We start from the raw sequence: 14396 nt of genomic DNA, 5'->3' as shown, positions 1-14396 counted from the left end.
GCGCTCCCCCCGGGATATTTGGGACCAAAGGAAGGGCAGCGGTGCTGAGACCGGCGAGCGAGGCGGAGCTGGCGGAGATGGTCCGCGCGGCGCGGGGGCCGTTGGCGGTAGGCGGGGGGTTCACGCGCGGGACTGTCGCCGGGGGGGAGCGGCTGACGGTCGCGGGGATCGCGGGGATCGAGTTGCACGAGCCGGGGGCGCTGACCCTGGTCGCCAAGGCGGGGACGCCGGTGGCGGAGGTGGAGCGAGTGCTGGGCGAGGCGGGGCAGCGGCTGGCCTTCGAGCCGATGGACCTGCGGGCGCTGCTGGGGACGGGTGGCGAGCCGACGCTGGGCGGGGTGATCGCGACCAACGCCTCGGGGCCGCGGCGGGTGCAGGCGGGGGCGGCGCGGGACGTCCTGTTGGGCGTGCGGTTCGTCGATGGGACGGGGATGGCCGTGTCGAACGGCGGGCGGGTGATGAAGAACGTCACGGGGCTGGACCTCGCGCGGCTGCTCGCGGGGAGCCATGGGACGCTGGGGGTCGTGACCGAGGTGGCGCTGAAGGTGCTGCCGGTGCCGGAGGCGGTGGCGACGCTGGCGTTCGGGGGGCACGATCCGGGCAAGGCGGTGGCCTGCATGGCGGCGGCGCTGGGGTCGCCGTTCGAGGTGACGGGGGCGGCGCATGACGCGGAGGCCGGGGTGACGCGGCTGCGGCTGGAAGGGTTCGCGGGAGCCGTGGCGGTGCGGGCGGAGCGGCTGGCGAAGCTGCTGACGGCCTGGGGGGTCGCGGAGGTCGTCGAGGGGCCGGGGCCCTGGGCGGCGATCCGGGACGTGACGGACTTTGCCGGGCGGCCGGGGGACGTGTGGCGGCTGTCGGTCAGGCCCTCGCGGATGGCGGAGGCGCTGGCGCTGGCCGGGGGGGCGCAGCGGCTCGACTGGGGCGGCGGGCGGGCCTGGGTGCTAGTGGCGGAGGGGACGGACTTGCGGGGGCGGCTCGGGGCGTTTGGCGCGCGGGCGGTGCTGGTGCGGGCCGCGGCGGAGACGCGGGCGGCGCTGGGGGCGTTCCCGGCGGAGGCGCCGGGGGTGGCGATGCTCTCGGCGCGGCTGCGGGAGCGGTTCGATCCGCGCGGCCTGTTCAACCCCGGCCTCGTGGCGGCCTGAGCGGCCCTTTCAGGAGTTCCGATGCAGACCTTCTTCACGCCTGAACAGTTGGCCGATCCCGGCACCGCCGAGGCGAACCGCATCCTGCGGAGCTGCGTCCATTGCGGGTTCTGCACGGCGACCTGCCCGACCTACATGGTGCTGGGGGACGAGCTGGACAGCCCGCGCGGGCGCATCTACCTGATGAAGGAGATGCTGGAGTCGGGGCGCGACCCGGACCCGGCAACGGTGAAGCACATCGACCGCTGCCTGAGCTGCCTCGCCTGCATGACGACCTGTCCCTCGGGGGTGCATTACCGGCATCTGGTGGACCACGCGCGGGCCTATATCGAGGCGCGGTATCGGCGGCCCCTGATGGACCGGGCGCTGCGGCGGGTGCTGGCCTGGGTGCTGCCGCATCCGACCCGGTTCCGGCTGGCGCTGCTGGCGGCGAAGATGGGACAGCCCTTCGTGGGGCTTTTGCCGGACGCGCGGCTGCGGGCGATGGTGCGGATGGCCCCCAAGGCGATCCCGCCGGTGAGCCGGGCGGAGGACCCGCAGACGCACCGAACCGACGCCCCTCGCAGGATGCGGGTGGGGTTGCTGACGGGCTGCGCGCAGCGGGCGCTGAACCCCGGCATCAACGAGGCGGCGATCCGGCTGCTGACGCGGGCGGGGGCCGAGGTGGTGATCCCCAAGGGGCAGGGCTGCTGCGGGGCGCTGACGCATCACATGGGGCGCGAGGACGAGGCGCGAGCCATGGCGCGGGCCAACGTCGCGGCCTTCGCCGCCGAGCACGCGCGGGAGCCGCTGGACGCCATCGTCGTGACGGCCTCGGGCTGCGGGACGACCGTGAAGGACTGGGGGCACCTGCTGGACGGCGAGCCGAACGCGGCGGCGATGGGGGCGCTGGCGCGGGACGTGACGGAGGTGCTGGCGCGGCTGGAGCTGCCGGAGCTGCCCGAGCGGGACATGAAGGTGGCCTATCACTCGGCCTGCTCTCTCCAGCATGGGCAGCGGGTGAAGGCGGAGCCGGTGGGGCTGCTGCGGCGCGCGGGCTTCGCGGTGGCCGAGCCGAAGGGGGCGCATCTCTGCTGCGGGTCGGCGGGGACCTACAACCTTTTGCAGCCCGAGATCGCGGGGGAACTGGGGCGGCGCAAGGCCGCGACGCTGGAGGCGACGGTGCCCGACGCCATCGTGGCGGGCAACATCGGCTGCCTCATGCAGATCGGGGCGAACACCGGACTGCCCGTTCTGCATACGGTGGAGCTTCTGGATTGGGCATATGGGGGTCCCCGTCCGGCCACACTCGACGGGAAAACGCCCGTTCCCGACCTGCGCCCTAGTTTCGCCGCAAGCGCCGCGTAACGCTGGACCCAACGGGACAGCGAAGGTGAACGGATGCGCGCGGTGGGGTGGCTGCTGGCGCTCGCGCTGGTGGGGCCGGCATGGGCGCAGGGCACGGGGTTGCATCTCATCGACCAGGAGGCCGAGGCGGCCGCCTGGGGCGCGGTGGGGCGGCTCGACATCGGGGACCGGGTGTTCTGCACCGGGTCGCTGATCGCGCCGGACCTCGTGCTGACCGCCGCGCATTGCCTCTATGACCGCCGCACCGGCGAAAGGGTGGAGCCGTCGCGCATCGCCTTCCGCGCCGGGCTCTGGGGCGGCGAGGCGGCGGCGGTGCGGGCGGCGAGCCGGGCGGTGCCGCATCCGGGCTACCGCTTCGACCGCGCGGCCGGGGCGGAGGACAGCCGCAACGACCTCGCGCTGGTCGAACTGGACGCGCCCATCGGCGGCCCCGGCGTGCATCCCTTCGAGACCGCGCCGGAGGTCGAGGCCGGGGCGGAGGTGAGCGTCGTCTCCTACGCGCTGGGCCGGGCCGAGGCGCCGTCGCGCGAGGATGGCTGCGACGTGCTGGGCGAGCAGCAGGGCGTCTTCGTGCTGACCTGCGACGTGGATTTCGGGGCCTCGGGCGCGCCGATCTTCCGCATGGACGGGAGCATCGCGCGCATCGTCTCGGTCGTGTCGGCGAAGGGCGAGCTGAAGGGGCACCGGGTGGCGCTGGGGACCTCGCTGACGGAGCCGCTGGCGGAGCTGCGGGCGGCGTTCGAGGCGGGCGACGCGATGGCGGAAACGCAGGTCGCGGCGGTCGGGGGGGACTTGAACAGGGCGGTGGCGCTTCCCAGATAATCGTCACCGGGGCGCCACTTACGGGCCTCGGGATGTCCGGCCAGTCCCCTGTGCGGGATGGCCCCACCGTTGTCGCTTTCGAGGATGACCATGCGTAGCTATGATCTTGCCCCGCTGTATCGGGCCACCGTCGGCTTCGACCAGATCGCCGACCTGATGGACCGCCTGCTGACCCAGGACGCGTCCGCCACCAACTACCCGCCCTACAACATCGAGAAGCTCGCCGATGGCGGCTGGCGCATCTCGATCGCCGTGGCCGGATTCTCCTCGGACGAGCTGTCGGCCGAGGTGCGCGAGAACGCGCTGATCGTGACCGCCCGCAAGGCGGATGACGCGAATGGCGTCGAATCGGGGCGCAAGTTCCTGCATCGCGGCATCGCCACCCGCGCCTTCGAGCGCCGGTTCCACCTCGCCGACCACGTGAAGGTCACGGGCGCGAGCCATGGGAACGGGATGCTGCACATCGACCTCGTGAAGGAGGTGCCGGAGGCGCTGAAGCCCCGCCGCATCGAGATCGCGAAGGCGCAGCCGCAAGAGGCGAACCTCGTCGAGGCCAAGGCCGTCAACTGAGGCGCAGGCCCGACAGGGTTCTCTCCTGACGGTTGAGGGGGCGCGGGCCGACGGGTCCGCGCCTTTTTCGTGCATCCAAGGTCACGGCCAAGGGGCGCGGTCCGGCGGGGCCGCGCCCTTTCCATGCTTGCGTCCGCGCGTCCCGGACCTTACGGAGCGGGCCATGCGCGACGATCCCCAGAGCCTCGTCTCGACCGGGTGGCTGGCCCAGGCCTTGGGCCGGGAGGATGTCGTCGTCCTGGATGCGTCGTGGCACCTGCCGGGCTCGGGGCGCGACGCCGGGGCCGAGTTCCGGGCGGCGCGCATCCCCGGCGCGCGGCGATTTGACATCGACGCGGTGTCGGAGCGCGAGAGCCCCCTGCCCCATATGGCGCCCTCGCCTGCGTCGTTCCGCGACGCGATGGCGGCGCTGGGGATCGGGGCGGACAGCCAAGTGGTGATCTACGACGCGGCGGGCATCTTCTCGGCCCCGCGCGCCTGGTGGACGTTCCGGCTGATGGGCCATGCAGCGGTCGCCGTGCTGGACGGGGGCCTGCCGAAATGGGTCGCCGAGGGGTGGCCGGTGGAGACGGGCGAGCCGGGGGCCGCGCCGGAAGCGGAGCCGCCGACGCCTGTTGTGGACCCCGCGCGGGTCGTGGACGCCGACGCGGTGGCGCGGGCGCTGGAGGGCGGGTCGGCGCAGGTGCTCGACGCCCGGCCGCGCGCGCGGTTCCGCGGCGAGGCGCCGGAGCCAAGGACCGGCCTGCGGGGAGGCCATATGCCGGGCGCGGTGAGCCTGCCCTTCGGCGAGGTGCTGAACCCCGACGGGACGATGAAGGACGAGGACGGGATTCGCGCCGCCTTGGCCGCCGAGGGGGTGGACCCCGCGCGGCCCGTCATCGCGACCTGCGGATCGGGCGTCACCGCCGCGATCCTGGCGCTGGCGCTCGAACGGCTCGGGCGCGGCGCCGCCATCTATGACGGCTCCTGGGCCGAGTGGGGAAGCGATCCCTCCCGGCCGGTAGCCACCGGACCCTGAGGAGATTCCGTTGCTCGACCAGTTGAGGGACCAGCCCGCCGACAAGATCCTGTCGCTGATGGCGGCGTATCGCGCCGACCCGCGCGAGGGCAAGATCGACCTGGGCGTGGGCGTCTACAAGGACGCCGAGGGGCGCACGCCCATCATGCGCGCCGTCCGCGCGGCGGAGAAGCGGGTCTGGGACGAGGAGACGACCAAGACCTACACCGCGCTGGCGGGCGATCCGGCCTTCGCCGACGCGCTGGTGCCGCTGGTGCTGGGGCCGTCGGTCGCGCGTGAACGGGTCGCCGCCGTGGCGACGCCGGGCGGCACGGGCGCGGTGCGGCAGGGGTTCGAGCTGATCGGCCTGATGAACCCGCAGGCGACCGTCTGGGTGCCCGAGCCGACCTGGCCCAACCATCTGTCGATCCTGAAGCATCTGGGGATGACGGTCAGGGGCTACCGCTACTTCGACGAGGCCACGCTAGGCGTGGACGCCGAGGGGATGCTGGCGGACCTGTCCGGCCTCCAGGCCGGGGACGCGGTGCTGCTGCACGGCTGCTGCCACAACCCGACCGGCGCGGACCCCGAGCCCGCGACCTGGGCCAAGCTGACGGACCTGCTGCGCGCCAAGGGCGCCCTGCCCTTCATCGACCTCGCCTATCTGGGCTTCGGCGACAGCCTGGAGCTGGACGCGGCGGCGACGCGGATGATCGCGGGGTCGGGCGAGTGCCTGATCGCGGCGTCCTGCTCCAAGAACTTCGGCATCTACCGGGAGCGGACGGGGCTCCTCATGGCGGTGGCGGGGGACGACGCGACGACGAGGCTCGCGCAGGCGAACCTTGCCTACCTGAACCGGCAGAACTATTCGTTCCCGCCCGACCACGGGGCGCGGGTGGTGGCGACGATCCTGACCGACGCGGAGCTGCGCGCGGACTGGGAGGCGGAGCTGGAGGAGATCCGGGCGGGAATGCTGACCCTGCGGCAGAGCCTCGCGGCGGAGCTGCGCCGGCTGACCAACTCGGACCGCTTCGACTTCCTGACGCGGCACAAGGGGATGTTCTCGCGGCTGGGGGCGACGCCCGAGCAGGTGGAGCGGATGCGCGCGGACCACGGCATCTACATGGTGGGCGACAGCCGGATCAACGTGGCGGGGCTGAACGCGCGCACGGTGCCGGTGCTGGCGAGGGCCATGGTCGAGGCGGGGCTCTAGGCCTTCCTTTGGTTTCAAATATCCTCGGGGGGTGAAGCGCCGCAGGCGCGAGGGGGGCAGACAGCCCCCCTTCTTCGTACCCGCCCGAAACGAAGCGGCCCGCGCGGGAGGAGTCGCGCGGGCCGTCGCCGGGCCGGGGTCGGGGGAGGGAGGCCCCTCCCCCGGTCCGAGGGGTCACAGGTTGTAGGCGGGCTCGCCGTGCTCGGCGATGTCGAGGCCCTCGCGCTCCACGTCGCCGCGGACTCGCAGGCCGACCAGGATGTCCACGATCTTGTAGAGCACGAAGGAGCCGATCCCCGACCAGGCCAGCGTCACCAGCACGGCCTTGAATTGGGCCATGAACTGAGTGCTGAAGACATACTCCGCAACTTGGAGCGTGCCCGGAACCGCATAGTAGTCGGCACCACCCGCGCCGCCCAGCGCTGGGTTCACCAGGATGCCGGTGGCCAGTGCGCCGATGATGCCGCCGATGCAGTGGATGCCGAACACGTCGAGGCTGTCGTCGAGCCGCAGCGCGGCCTTGACGTAGGCCACGAAGGCGAAGCAGACGACCCCCGCGACGAGGCCCAGGAGGATCGAGCCCATCGGCCCGGCAAAGCCCGCGGCCGGCGTCACCGCCACGAGGCCCGCGACCACGCCCGAGATCAGGCCGAGAAGCGAGGGGTGCCCCTTGAGCACCCACTCGGCCAGCAGCCAGGCGAGGCCCCCGGCGGCGGCAGCGACGAAGGTGTTGACGATGGCGAGCGCCGCGACGCCGTTGGCCTCCAGGTTGGAGCCGGCGTTGAAGCCGAACCAGCCGACCCACAGCAGAGCGCCGCCGATCATCGTCATGGTGAGCGAGTGGGGCGCGAAGTTCTCGCGGCCGTAGCCGACGCGGCGGCCGAGCACGATGCAGCCCACGAGGCCCGCGATGCCGGCGTTGATGTGGACCACGGTCCCGCCCGCGAAGTCGAGCGCGCCCATGTTCCAGATCAGGCCGTTACGAAGCTTGTTGGCTTCAGCTTGAGCGGCGGCAGCGGTGTCTCCGGCAGCCTGCGCGATCAGAGAAGCGGTGTGTTGCTCAGCGAGGTAATCGGGGCCGCCCCACCACCAGACCATGTGGGCGATCGGGAAGTAGATGACCGTCACCCAGAGGAGGACGAACAGGAGCAGCGCGCCGAACTTGATCCGCTCGGCGAAGGCGCCGACGATGAGGGCCGGCGTGATGCAGGCGAAGGTCATCTGGAAGGCGACGAAGGTGTATTCCGGCAGGTAGACGCCGTTCGAGAAGGTCGCGACCAGCGTGGTCGGGTCCACGCCGCGCAGGAAGGCCTTGTCGAGCCCGCCCACGTAGGAGTTCCAGGCCCCGCCGTCGGTGAAGGCCAGGGAATAGCCGTAGACGACCCAGACGATCGCCACCATCGCGGTGATCGCCATGACCTGCGTCAGCACGGACAGCATGTTCTTGGTCCGCACGAGGCCGCCGTAGAACAGGGCGAGGCCCGGCACCGTCATCAGCAGGACGATGACGGTGGACACGCTCATCCAGGCGACGTCGCCCTTGTCCACGGCCTGTTCGTAGGTGTAGGGCGCGAGGGTCGCGGCGGCGGCGGTGGCCTGCCCGCCGGCCTCCTGCGCCAGGGCGGGCAGCGCGGCGAGCGCGCCCGCGCCCAGGGCCGCGAGGCCGAGGAATGTCTTCGGTGTCGTCATCTGATCTGTCGTCCCTTGCCTGTTCCCTTGTCCCCGCCGTCTCGCAGCCCGTCTCACAGGGCGTCCTCGTCGGTCTCGCCGGTGCGGACGCGCAGCGCGGCCTCCACGTCCAGCACGAAGATCTTGCCGTCGCCGATCTTGTCGGTGCGGGCCGTGCGCGCGATCGTGGTAGTGACCTGCTCCACCAGCACGTCGGGAACCACGATCTCCAGCTTGACCTTGGGCACGAAGGCCACGGCGTATTCGGCCCCGCGATAGATCTCCGTGTGGCCCGACTGGGCGCCGAAGCCCTTGATCTCCGTCACCATCATCCCGCGCACGCCCACGGCGGTGAGCGCCTCGCGCACCTCCTCGAGCTTGAACGGCTTGATGGTCGCGATGATGAGTTTCACGTCCCTGTTCCCCTGCGATTGTCCGCTCGGGGCCACGAAGGCGTGAGGATTGGCGCAGGGGCAAGGAAAGCGGGCGCGCGGCGTGGGACGGGTTCCGAGACTCCGAAGCTTCCGCACAATCTTCGCGCATATTGAACAATTTTTAGGCGTTCGATTCACGGCTGGTTTCCGGGCATCCGGCCGACCCCCTTCGACAGCCGCCACGTCCTGGGTTAAGATCGCCGCTCAAAACGAGGGCGGCCCCGCGAGGGGGCCGGGGGCGCATGGGCAGACAAGGATCGGGGCGGCCGACGCTGGTGGCGGATCGGCGCTATTCCGGGGCGGCGAAGCCGGCCGGAAAGGCCGCGTCGGGGCCTGCGCGGCGGTCGCGGCGGGGCCGGACGGCGGCATCCCGGCGGCGCGGGCCGATTCGCTGGCTGCTGGGGCTGCTGTCCGGGCTCGTGCGGGTCGTGTTCGGGGCCGCCTGGGCGGTGGCCTGGCGGGCGGGCGCGGTGGCGGCGCTCCTGCTCGGGGTGGCGGTGGCGTGGCAGGCGGCGCGGCTTCCGTCCGTGACGGCGCTGGTGGACGGGCGGGCGCGGGGCTCGGTGACGCTGCTCGACCGCTCCGGGGAGCCCTTCGCCTGGCGGGGGGACCAGTTCGGCGGCATGGTCACGGCCGAGGAGGTGTCGCCGCACCTCGTCAACGCCGTCGTCGCCACCGAGGACCGGCGGTTCTGGTGGCATCCGGGCGTGGACCCGCAGGGCGTGGCGAGCGCCGTCCGCATCAACCTGAGCGAGGGGCGCGGGCCGCTGTCGGGGAACGGCGGGTCCACCATCACCCAGCAGACGGCGAAGCTGTTGTGCCTGGGGCGGCCCTTCGACCCCGACCAGTGGGAGGACGAGGCCGCCTACGAGGCCGACTGCCGGCGCACCACCCTGACGCGGAAGGTGCAGGAGGCGGTCTACGCCATGGCGATGGAGCTGCGCTATTCCAAGGAGGAGATCCTGACGATTTACCTCAACCGCGCGTATCTGGGCGCGGGGACGCGGGGCTTCGAGGCGGCGGCGCAGCGGTATTTCGGCGTCTCGGCGACGGACGTGACCCCGGCCGAGGCGGCGATGCTGGCGGGGCTCCTGAAGGCGCCGTCCACCTACGCGCCCACCAGCAGCCTGGAGCGGGCGCGCGACCGGGCGAGCGTGGTGCTGGCGCTGATGGAGGAGCAGGGCTTCCTCGACGCCGCGCAGATGCAGGAGGCGCGCGAGCACCCCGCCTCGCTGTCGGGCGCGGCGGCCAACCGCTCGGGCGGGGCCTTCGCGGACTGGGTGATGGATTCGGGGCCGGAGTTCTTCACCCGCGACACCACCGAGGACGTGACGATCCGCACCACGCTCGACCGGCGCATCCAGCGGGCGGCGGAGGAGGCGCTGGCCTCGGTGTTTCAGAACCAGGTGCGCGCGGGCAGCAAGGCCGAGGCCGCCATCGTGGTGATGAGCGCCGACGGCGCGGTGCGGGCGATGGTGGGCGGGCGCGAGGACGGGGCGGGCCGGTTCAACCGCGCCACCATGGCGCTGCGGCAGACCGGATCGAGCTTCAAGCCCTTCGTCTATGCCGCCGCGCTGGACCTCGGGATGAGCCCGATGGACCGGGTGGACGATTCGCCCCTGTGCATGGCGATTACCGGGTCGGGCACCTGGTGCCCGGACAACTACGACCGGCAGTTCAAGGGGCCGATCACGCTGACGCAGGCCATGGCCGAGAGCCGCAACATCCCCGCCGTGCAACTGAGCGAGCTGGTCGGGCGCGAGAACGTCCGCAACGTCGCGGCGGGCTTCGGCATCCAGGGCGACCTCGCGCTTGGCCCGGCGCTGGCGCTGGGGGCGTCGGAATCGACGCTGGTGCGGATGACGGGCGCCTATGCGGGCATCCTGAACGGCGGGTCCGCCGTGACGCCCTACGGGCTGATCGACCTGACGCTGCAAGGCGAGCAGGAGGCGCTGATGGGCCAGGGCGGCGGCATCCGCGAGCGGGTGATCCGCGAGGCGGCGGCGCGCGAGCTGACCTGGATGATGTGGCGGGTCGTCGAGGACGGGACGGGCCAGCGGGCACGCATCCCCGGGTGGCAGATCGCCGGCAAGACCGGGACCACGCAGGCGGCGCGGGACGCGTGGTTCATCGGGTTTTCCGCCGACTACGTCACCGGCGTCTGGATGGGCTACGACGACAACACGCCGCTCAAGGGCGTGACGGGCGGCGGCCTTCCGGCGGACATCTGGCGCGAGACGATGCTGCGGGTGCTGGAGGGCGAGGCGCCGCGCCCCCTGCCGATGGCCCCCCCGGCGGGCGGCGGCGGGGTCTTCGTGGACCCGAACGGGTTGCTGGCCGACGGCTCGGGCGAGCCGTTCCGCTCCACGGGCGATCCGGCGACGGACGCGGCGCTGGCGGCGGCCTTCGGGCAGCCCGCGCCGCAGGGCAGCTCGGAGGCCGAGAAGAACGCGGTGCTGGACACGCTGATGTCGATCCTGTCGGGGGAGTGAGGGGAGCGGTCCCCTACATCTGTGACAGGCCGGGGGTCAGGCGGTCGATGTCGCCGCCGCGCTGGTCGAGCATGGCCTGGATCTCCGTCCGTTCGGGCAGGAGCAGGTTCGCCCCCTCGACCCCGAGGTTGAAGGACCGGGGCTGGCCGGTGGCCTCGGACGCCCGGAAGTCCACGCGGAACGGGGCCGCGTTGGCGAAGACGGCGGTGGTCGTGACCTCGATGCCGTCGGGGACGGCGCGGGCGCCCTCGACCTGCACGCGCCCGCCGATGAACTCGCGGAGCCGGGAGCCATGCTTGCGGGCGATGTAGCTGGAGAAGGCCTGCGTGCAGCGCCGGAGCTGGTCGGGCGTGGCGGCGCGGGCGTCGGCGCGGTTGAAGGCAGGGACGCGGCGGCTGAGCCCTTCGTGCGGGTCGTGGATGCCGCTGGCCGGCGGCGCGCGGCGCAGCCCGCCGGCAGCGGGAGCGGAAGCACGATCTGTTGAACGCTGCGCGACATCACATCCCAGGGTTACCGATGGGTCATCCGTGGTATAGGAGCAGCGGCGCGATCGGTGGAACCCCTCGGAGGGGCATCCCCGCCATGCGCGCCGGACCGGGTGACGGGTTGCGAGGGACGATGGCAAACGATGACAGCGCCGCCAGGGGCGCCGCCGAACTGAGGGCCGCGCGGGCGGAAAGCCGGTGGCTCTTCTGGTCGGTGGCGATCTTCAGCTTCTTCGTGAACATGCTGATGCTCACGAGCCCCTTCTACATGCTGAACGTCTATGACCGGGTGCTCGGTTCCCGGTCGGTGGCGACGCTGATCGCGCTGTCGGCGCTGATGGCCTTCCTTTACGCCTGCATGGGCGTGCTCGACTACGTGCGGGGCCGCGTCATGGGGCGGATCGGCGCGCGGTTCCAGGCGCGACTGGACCGGCGGGTCTTCTCGGCGGCCTTGCGCGCGCCGCAGCTCGGCCGCGCCCCGCGCGAGGCGCAGTCGGGCCTGCGCGACCTCGAAGGGGTGCAGAAGGCGATCACCTCGCCGGCGACGATGGCGATGTTCGACCTGCCCTTCGCGCCGATGTTCTTCGCGGGGATCTTCGTGTTCCACCCCTGGCTGGGCTGGCTGGGCGTCGGCGGGGCCGTGGTGCTGGTCGCGCTGGCGCTGGCCAACCAGGCGATGACCCGGCGGCCCCTGGAGGTCGCGGCGCGGACCACCATGGCCGCCGAGACGATGGGCGCGCAGGTCCGGCAGGAAAGCGAGACGATCCAGTCGCTGGGGATGCGCGACGCGGCCTTCACCCGCTGGCAGGCGGCGCGGACGCGGTCGCTGGAGACCTCGATCGCCGCGCAGGACGCGGGCGGCGGCATCTCGGCCAGCATCCGGTCGGTGCGGATGCTGCTGCAATCGGCGATGCTGGGGCTCGGGGCCTATCTGGTGCTGCAAGGCCTGGCCACGGGCGGCGTGATGATCGCGAGCTCGATCCTGCTGGGCCGGGCCCTCGCTCCCGTAGAGATGATCGTTGGCCAGTGGGCGATGATCCAGCGGGGCCGCGAGGGCTGGCGCAACCTGTCGGTCCTCCTGGGCGAGATCCCGGAGGACTCGACGCGGACCGCCCTGCCCCGCCCCAAGGGCCGGCTGGAGCTGGAGCAGGTCACGGTCGTCCCGCCCGGCGAGCAGCAGGCCACGCTGCGCATGGTGTCCTTCAAGGTGGAGCCCGGGCAGGCCGTGGGGGTGATCGGCACCTCGGGCTCGGGCAAGTCCACGCTGGCCCGCGCCATCACCGGGAGCTGGCGCATCGCCGCCGGCAAGATCCGGCTGGATGGCGCGGCGCTGGACCAGTACGACCCGGACGTGCTGGGCCGCTACGTGGGCTACCTGCCGCAGCGCGTGGCGCTGTTCGACGGCACCATCAAGGAGAACATCGCCCGCCTGTCGCCGCAGGCCGACGACGCCGAGGTGGTCCGCGCCGCCAAGGCGGCGGCGGCGCACGAGATGATCCTCAAGCTGCCCGACGGCTACGACACGCGGGTCACCGCGAACGGCGGGCGGCTCTCGGGCGGGCAGATCCAGCGGATCGGGCTGGCGCGGGCGCTGTATGGCGACCCGGTGGTGGTGGTGCTGGACGAGCCCAACTCCAACCTCGACAACGACGGGTCGCTGGCGCTGAACGCCGCGATCAAGTCCCTCAAGGAGCGGGGGGCCGCCGTGCTCATCATGGCGCACCGCCCCGCCGCCATCCAGGAATGCGACATGCTTCTGATGATCGAGAACGGCGCGCGGCGCGCCTTCGGCCCCAAGGAGGAGGTCCTGCGCGACATGGTCGCCAACCATCGCCAGATCGCGGCGCAGGGCCAGACGGGAGGCGTGACGTGAGCGCCCCCGCCGAGAGCCGCGCGGCCAAGGCCCGCTGGTCGGCGCGGGGGCCGCTGCTGACGGGCGCGGCCTGCGTCGCCATCCTGGTCGGTGGCATGGGCGCCTGGGGCGCGACCTCGCGCATCATGGGCGCGGTGATCGCCCATGGCCGCGTCGAGGTGGCGCAGAACCGGCAGATCGTCCAGCACCCCGACGGCGGCGTGGTGGCCGAGATCCTCGCCCAGGAAGGCGGCACCGCGCAGGAGGGCGACCTCCTGATCCGGCTCGACGACTCGCAGCTCCGCAGCGACCTCGCGGTGGTCGAGGGGCAGCTGCTGGAGGTGCTGGCCCGCAAGGCGCGGCTGGAGGCCGAGGAGGCGGGCGAGGACCGGCTCGCCTTCGACCCGATGCTGATGGAATCGACGAACCCGGTGGCGGCCGAGCTGATGCAGGGGGCCGAGCGGCTGTTCCGCGCCCGGCTGGAGACCATCCAGCGCGAGACCGAGCAGCTGTCGCGCCAGCGCGACCAGATCGCCGACCAGATCGACGGCATCCGGGCGCAGCAGGCGGCCATCGCCACCCAGCTTTCGCTGATCGAGCGGGAGCTGGAGGACCAGCAGTCGCTTCTGGACCGCGGGCTCGCTCAGGCGGCGCGCGTGTCGGAGCTGGAACGGGAGCAGGCCAACCTCGAAGGCCGGCAGGGCGAGCTGACCGCCTCGGTCGCGCAGGCCGAGGGGCGCAGCACGGAGATCGAGATCGAGATCCTGCGGAACCAGTCGCAGCGGCGCGAGGACGCCTCCTCGGCGCTGCGCGACCTCGGCTTCAACGAGATCGAGCTGTCCGAGAAGCGGCGGGCGCTGCTGACCCGGCTCGACCGGCTCGACATCCGCGCGCCGGTGTCGGGGATCGTATACGGGCTGACCGTGTTCGCGCCGCGCTCGGTCATCAAGCCGGCGGACCCGCTGCTCTATCTCGTGCCGCAGGACCGCCCGCTCGTGGTGGCCGCGCAGGTGGAGCCGATCCACGTGGACGAGGTCCATGTCGGGCAGGAGGTGACGCTGCGCTTCTCGGCCTTCAACCAGCGCGAGACGCCCGAGCTGAAGGGCCGGGTCGTGCAGCTCTCGGCCGACGCCTTCCAGGACCAGGCCTCGCAGATGTCGTATTACCGCGCCGAGGTGGAGATCGAGCCCGGCGAGGTGGACAAGCTGCCCCAAGGGGTCGCGCTGCTGCCCGGGATGCCGGTCGAGGCCTTCGTCCGCACGGGCGAGCGCACGCCGCTGTCCTTCCTCGCCAAGCCGCTGACCGACTACTTCGCCAAGGCCTTCCGCGAGACGTGATGGACGCTCCCCGGAGGCCGGGCTAGCTTCCCGCCCG

The 14396-nt window shown here is 72.4% G+C and carries 12 protein-coding genes; 9 read left to right on the top strand and 3 right to left on the bottom strand.

All coding sequences use genetic code 11. From position 1 onward, the window contains the following. Positions 1 to 44: 44 nt before the first annotated feature. The 6 genes from J2Z33_RS09560 to J2Z33_RS09535 all read left to right on the top strand — a co-directional run bounded on the left by J2Z33_RS09560 (position 45) and on the right by J2Z33_RS09535 (position 6091). Positions 45 to 1142, top strand: coding sequence for an FAD-binding protein (locus tag J2Z33_RS09560; protein WP_209840474.1), 1098 nt, complete (start codon positions 45 to 47; stop codon positions 1140 to 1142). Positions 1143 to 1163: 21 nt separating this feature from the next. After that, positions 1164 to 2489, top strand: a complete 1326-nt coding sequence (gene glcF, locus J2Z33_RS09555; RefSeq protein WP_209840257.1) for a glycolate oxidase subunit GlcF — start codon at positions 1164 to 1166, stop codon at positions 2487 to 2489. Positions 2490 to 2522: 33 nt separating this feature from the next. Next, positions 2523 to 3311, top strand: a complete 789-nt coding sequence (locus J2Z33_RS09550; RefSeq protein ID WP_209840255.1) for a trypsin-like serine peptidase — start codon at positions 2523 to 2525, stop codon at positions 3309 to 3311. A 90-nt stretch (positions 3312 to 3401) separates the two neighbouring features. Next, on the top strand, positions 3402 to 3881 hold the full coding sequence (locus J2Z33_RS09545; RefSeq protein ID WP_209840253.1) for an Hsp20 family protein: 480 nt from the start codon (positions 3402 to 3404) through the stop codon (positions 3879 to 3881). A 163-nt stretch (positions 3882 to 4044) separates the two neighbouring features. Next, positions 4045 to 4899, top strand: coding sequence for a 3-mercaptopyruvate sulfurtransferase (sseA, locus tag J2Z33_RS09540; RefSeq protein WP_209840251.1), 855 nt, complete (start codon positions 4045 to 4047; stop codon positions 4897 to 4899). Between the two features lie 10 nt (positions 4900 to 4909). Beyond that, positions 4910 to 6091, top strand: a complete 1182-nt coding sequence (locus tag J2Z33_RS09535; RefSeq protein WP_209840249.1) for an amino acid aminotransferase — start codon at positions 4910 to 4912, stop codon at positions 6089 to 6091. Between the two features lie 174 nt (positions 6092 to 6265). On the opposite strand, the gene J2Z33_RS09530 is transcribed toward J2Z33_RS09535, so the two are convergent. Then, entirely contained in the window at positions 6266 to 7780 is a 1515-nt protein-coding gene (locus tag J2Z33_RS09530) for an ammonium transporter (RefSeq protein WP_209840247.1), read from the bottom strand. A 53-nt stretch (positions 7781 to 7833) separates the two neighbouring features. Further along, a complete protein-coding gene (locus J2Z33_RS09525) occupies positions 7834 to 8172 on the bottom strand; it encodes a P-II family nitrogen regulator (protein WP_209840245.1) in 339 nt (112 codons plus the stop codon). Positions 8173 to 8435: 263 nt separating this feature from the next. Between J2Z33_RS09525 and J2Z33_RS09520 the strand changes: the two genes are divergently transcribed. After that, positions 8436 to 10685 carry a transglycosylase domain-containing protein gene (locus J2Z33_RS09520; RefSeq protein WP_209840243.1) on the top strand — a complete coding sequence of 750 codons (2250 nt, stop codon included), beginning with the start codon at positions 8436 to 8438 and terminating at the stop codon, positions 10683 to 10685. A 13-nt stretch (positions 10686 to 10698) separates the two neighbouring features. Here the strand turns inward: J2Z33_RS09520 and J2Z33_RS09515 are convergent, their stop codons facing one another. Next, on the bottom strand, positions 10699 to 11310 hold the full coding sequence (locus tag J2Z33_RS09515; RefSeq protein ID WP_209840241.1) for an MlaC/ttg2D family ABC transporter substrate-binding protein: 612 nt from the start codon (positions 11308 to 11310) through the stop codon (positions 10699 to 10701). Here J2Z33_RS09515 and J2Z33_RS09510 point away from each other — a divergent pair. Then, positions 11304 to 13043, top strand: a complete 1740-nt coding sequence (locus J2Z33_RS09510; RefSeq protein ID WP_209840240.1) for a type I secretion system permease/ATPase — start codon at positions 11304 to 11306, stop codon at positions 13041 to 13043. The genes J2Z33_RS09515 and J2Z33_RS09510 overlap by 7 nt on opposite strands. Continuing rightward, complete coding sequence (locus J2Z33_RS09505) at positions 13040 to 14359, top strand: HlyD family type I secretion periplasmic adaptor subunit (RefSeq protein WP_209840238.1); 1320 nt, start codon at positions 13040 to 13042, stop codon at positions 14357 to 14359. The genes J2Z33_RS09510 and J2Z33_RS09505 overlap by 4 nt, the downstream gene beginning before the upstream one ends. Positions 14360 to 14396 lie beyond the last annotated feature (37 nt).

This window comes from Rubellimicrobium aerolatum (assembly GCF_017872975.1).
GTDB lineage: Bacteria > Pseudomonadota > Alphaproteobacteria > Rhodobacterales > Rhodobacteraceae > Rubellimicrobium > Rubellimicrobium aerolatum.
This window is presented reverse-complemented; position numbering and strand designations above follow the sequence as displayed.

Bases quoted from the DNA above. Each gene is read 5' to 3' on its own strand.
- glcF (WP_209840257.1), top strand. From the start codon at position 1,164: ATGCAGACCTTCTTCACGCCTGAACAGTTGGCCGATCCCGGCACCGCC.
- J2Z33_RS09550 (WP_209840255.1), top strand. From the start codon at position 2,523: ATGCGCGCGGTGGGGTGGCTGCTGGCGCTCGCGCTGGTGGGGCCGGCA.
- J2Z33_RS09545 (WP_209840253.1), top strand. From the start codon at position 3,402: ATGCGTAGCTATGATCTTGCCCCGCTGTATCGGGCCACCGTCGGCTTC.
- sseA (WP_209840251.1), top strand. From the start codon at position 4,045: ATGCGCGACGATCCCCAGAGCCTCGTCTCGACCGGGTGGCTGGCCCAG.
- J2Z33_RS09530 (WP_209840247.1), bottom strand. From the start codon at position 7,780: ATGACGACACCGAAGACATTCCTCGGCCTCGCGGCCCTGGGCGCGGGC.
- J2Z33_RS09520 (WP_209840243.1), top strand. From the start codon at position 8,436: ATGGGCAGACAAGGATCGGGGCGGCCGACGCTGGTGGCGGATCGGCGC.
- J2Z33_RS09510 (WP_209840240.1), top strand. From the start codon at position 11,304: ATGGCAAACGATGACAGCGCCGCCAGGGGCGCCGCCGAACTGAGGGCC.